This window comes from Parafannyhessea sp. (assembly GCF_051876455.1).
Classification (GTDB): domain Bacteria; phylum Actinomycetota; class Coriobacteriia; order Coriobacteriales; family Atopobiaceae; genus Parafannyhessea.
In genome coordinates, this window is record NZ_JBJEHW010000106.1 from 1 (window position 1) to 2,986 (window position 2,986).

Annotated in this window: 3 protein-coding genes; 1 reads left to right on the forward strand and 2 read right to left on the reverse strand. The window is 64.6% G+C overall.

The window, feature by feature from the left end:
- Positions 1–832: TrpB-like pyridoxal phosphate-dependent enzyme (locus ACI38Z_RS04895; protein ID WP_439789070.1), on the forward strand; the 832-nt coding region annotated here is incomplete at its 5' end.
- 157 nt (positions 833–989) lie between these two features.
- On the opposite strand, the gene ACI38Z_RS04900 is transcribed toward ACI38Z_RS04895, so the two are convergent.
- Both ACI38Z_RS04900 and ACI38Z_RS04905 read right to left on the reverse strand, forming a co-directional pair.
- Positions 990–1,802 carry a hypothetical protein gene (locus ACI38Z_RS04900; RefSeq protein ID WP_439789071.1) on the reverse strand — a complete coding sequence of 271 codons (813 nt, stop codon included), beginning with the start codon at positions 1,800–1,802 and terminating at the stop codon, positions 990–992.
- Between the two features lie 156 nt (positions 1,803–1,958).
- Entirely contained in the window at positions 1,959–2,768 is an 810-nt protein-coding gene (locus ACI38Z_RS04905) for an alpha/beta hydrolase (protein ID WP_439789072.1), read from the reverse strand.
- Positions 2,769–2,986: the final 218 nt, after the last annotated feature.

Below are 2,986 nucleotides of genomic sequence, written 5' to 3' on the forward strand. Positions count from 1 at the left end.
GCCGTCGCCCTCCGACACCACCGTCGCCGGACGCAAGATCCTGGCAGCCGACCCCGAGTGCACCGGCTCGCTTGGCACGGCCATCAGCGAGGCCGTGGAGCGCGCGCTCAACGTGCCCCAGAACAAGGGCCGCTACCAGCTGGGCAGCGTCCTCAACCAGGTGGTCCTGCACCAGTCGATCATCGGGCTCGAGTCCTACGAGGCGCTGCGCGAGCTGGGCGAGTACCCCGACATCGTGATCGGCTGCTGCGGCGGCGGCTCCAACTTTGGCGGACTCATCGCGCCGTTCATGCGCGACAAGCTCAACGGCACGCACCCCGACACGCGCTTCATCGGCGTGGAGCCCGCGAGCTGCCCCTCGCTCACGCGCGGCGTGTACGCGTACGACTACGCCGACACCGGCCAGACCTGCCCGCTCTGCAAGATGTACACGCTGGGCAACGGCTTCATCCCGAGCCCGGACCACGCCGGCGGCCTGCGCTACCACGGCATGAGCCCCATCGTGTCCAAGCTCAAGCACGACGGCTACATGGAGGCCGTCGCCGTCAAGCAGACCGACGTGTTTGGCGCGGCCGAGCAGTTTGCCAAGCTCGAGACCATCCTGCCGGCGCCCGAGAGCTCCCACGCCATCCTTCAGGCGATCCGCGAGGCGGAGAAGTGCCGCGAGACGGGCGAGGCCAAGACGATCCTGTTTGGACTCACGGGCACGGGCTACTTCGACATGGTTGCCTACGACAAGTACAACAAGGGCGAGCTCGAGGACCACATCCCCACGGACGAGGAGCTCCAGGCGGGCTTCGACACCATCCCGCACATCCCCGGCCTGCAGTAGGCGGGGTCCGGGTCCGGCGGCGCGTCGGCTCGGGACATAGGGACTTTGAACCAGACGCCCCCTCCGCAGTTGGCTTGCGGAGGGGGCGTCGGTGGCTCGTTCTTCTCGCCCGCGTGGGCGATGCGATGGTGTGGCGGCTGCGTGTCTGGCTGCGTGCCTACTGGGAGAGGGACGACACGACCTGCGAGAGGGCGTCGCTCGCCGTCTGGCGCGCGTTCTCGATGTCAGACGAGGAGACGTCGCTGAAGTCGATGTTGGGCAGGTTCTGACTGTCGATCGTGATGCCGTCGGCCGTGAGGCTGTTGAGCAGGCTCGTGACCGTGTCCGTCTTGGACTTGGCCTTGGACTTGCTCACGTCGTCCGGCACGACGGTGGTGTCGAGCTTCTTGCCGTCCTTGTTGACCACGGTGACGGTGCACTTGACGGTCTTGCCGGCCGCCTGCTGGTAGGCGCACGCGGGCAGGCCGACGGCGATGGCGTCGTACATGTCGGACATCTCGAGCTTGTCGGTCTTGAGCGTGATCGTGGCCTTGGAGAAGTTCTTGCTGTACTCGACCTTCTGGATGTTGGGGAAGCTCTTGGAGTTTGCCATGGCGTCAATCGTGGTCTTGACGCTCTTGCGCAGCTTGGTCGAGAAGGACTTGTACTGCTTCTTGGTCATGGTGACGGTCCAGCTGCCGTCCTTGTTCTTGACGGCCTTGGAGCCGATGGTGGACTCGAGCTGCTTCTTGATCTGCTTGGTGGTCTTGTTGGAGTAGGCGCTGCCGTTGAAGAAGTACTTGGGGATGGTCACCTTCATGGTGTCCGAGCTGGTGTCCTTGGTCTCCTTCTTCTGCGACGAGGAGCTGACCTCCGTCGCGTCCGCCGCCTTGCCGTCGACCGTTCCGCATGCGACGAGGCCGAGTCCCATCGCAAGAGCACACGTGACCGCAAGGGCCCCGCGCACGAAGCCGTGCCGTTGTTTGAGCATGAAGTCCTCCCCGCTAATCGCAATGTTTCGAATGGTCACATTCTACCCATTTGTAAGCCGAGCGTGCGTTCAGGCGCCAGGTGATGACAAATGTCACGGCACGCGGTGGGCGCGCCGTGACATCGAGGGGGCAATCTGTGGGCGCCGCGGATGGCGTTAGATGCGGTGACTCATCCAGGCGATGTAGTCGTCGATCACCTCGTCGCGGCACCACTCGTTCACGACCTCGTGGAAGCAGTTGCCGTAGATCTTCATCTGCTTGTCCTTGCTGGAGATGGCGGCGAACATGTCGATCGTGTCCTCGTACGAGATGAGCCCGTCCTTCTCGCCGTGGGTGAGCAGCGTGGGGTAGGCGAACTTGTCCTTGTTGTGCGAGAACCACGCGATGCCGTCCTTGAGGGCGTATACCAGGCCGATCGCGAAGGTCTTGCGGTTGAGCGGGTCCTTGGCGTACCAGTCGCGGACCTCCTTGACGCTGCAGACGCCGTCGCCGAGCTCGTTGGGGAGCTGCGTGTGCGGGTCGACGCCCTCGGGCGTGCTCGCGAACATGCCGGCCTTGTCCTCCGTGAGGCCACCGTTGCAGATGATGCCGCGCAGCTTCTTGCCGGGGAACTTTGCGCCGTAGAGCGCGACGCAGTAGCCGCCCATGCTGTGGCCGAACATGAACACGGGACGGTCGGGGTTCTCCGCTATGGCGCGGTCCACCACGACGTTGGTGTCGTCCAGGATCTCGTCCCAGCGGGAGTAGTAGGCGCACTCGCCCTCGCTCTTGCCGTGGCCGCGGTGGTCGAAGCGATACGTGCCGATGCCCGCCTCGTGCAGGCGCTTGGCCAGGTAGTCGTAGCGGCCCTGGTGCTCGCACAGGCCGTGGACGATGACGCAGACGGCCTTGTCGTCCGGCGTCACCTCCGGGTTGTAGAAGAGCTTTGTCCCGTCAAACGAGGCAATGAACTGGTCCTCTGCCATGGTTTCCTCCCCGCGTCTGGTTGCTGGCGGGTGGGCGGGGCTGGCGTCGGGCGTTGTGACGCCGCGGTCCCGCGACACGTCGCCGTTGCAAGTTTGATTGTAGGAGGGGTGGGGATGGCGTTCTTCTCGCCTGGGGAGACGGTCGAATTGCGGCGGCGTGCGGTGGGCGGGGGAGTGGGCGAGGCATGGGTTGAAAGATAAATCAATGAATGTGTTGC

Bases quoted from the DNA above. Each gene is read 5' to 3' on its own strand.
- ACI38Z_RS04900 (WP_439789071.1), bottom strand. From the start codon at position 1,802: ATGCTCAAACAACGGCACGGCTTCGTGCGCGGGGCCCTTGCGGTCACG.
- ACI38Z_RS04905 (WP_439789072.1), bottom strand. From the start codon at position 2,768: ATGGCAGAGGACCAGTTCATTGCCTCGTTTGACGGGACAAAGCTCTTC.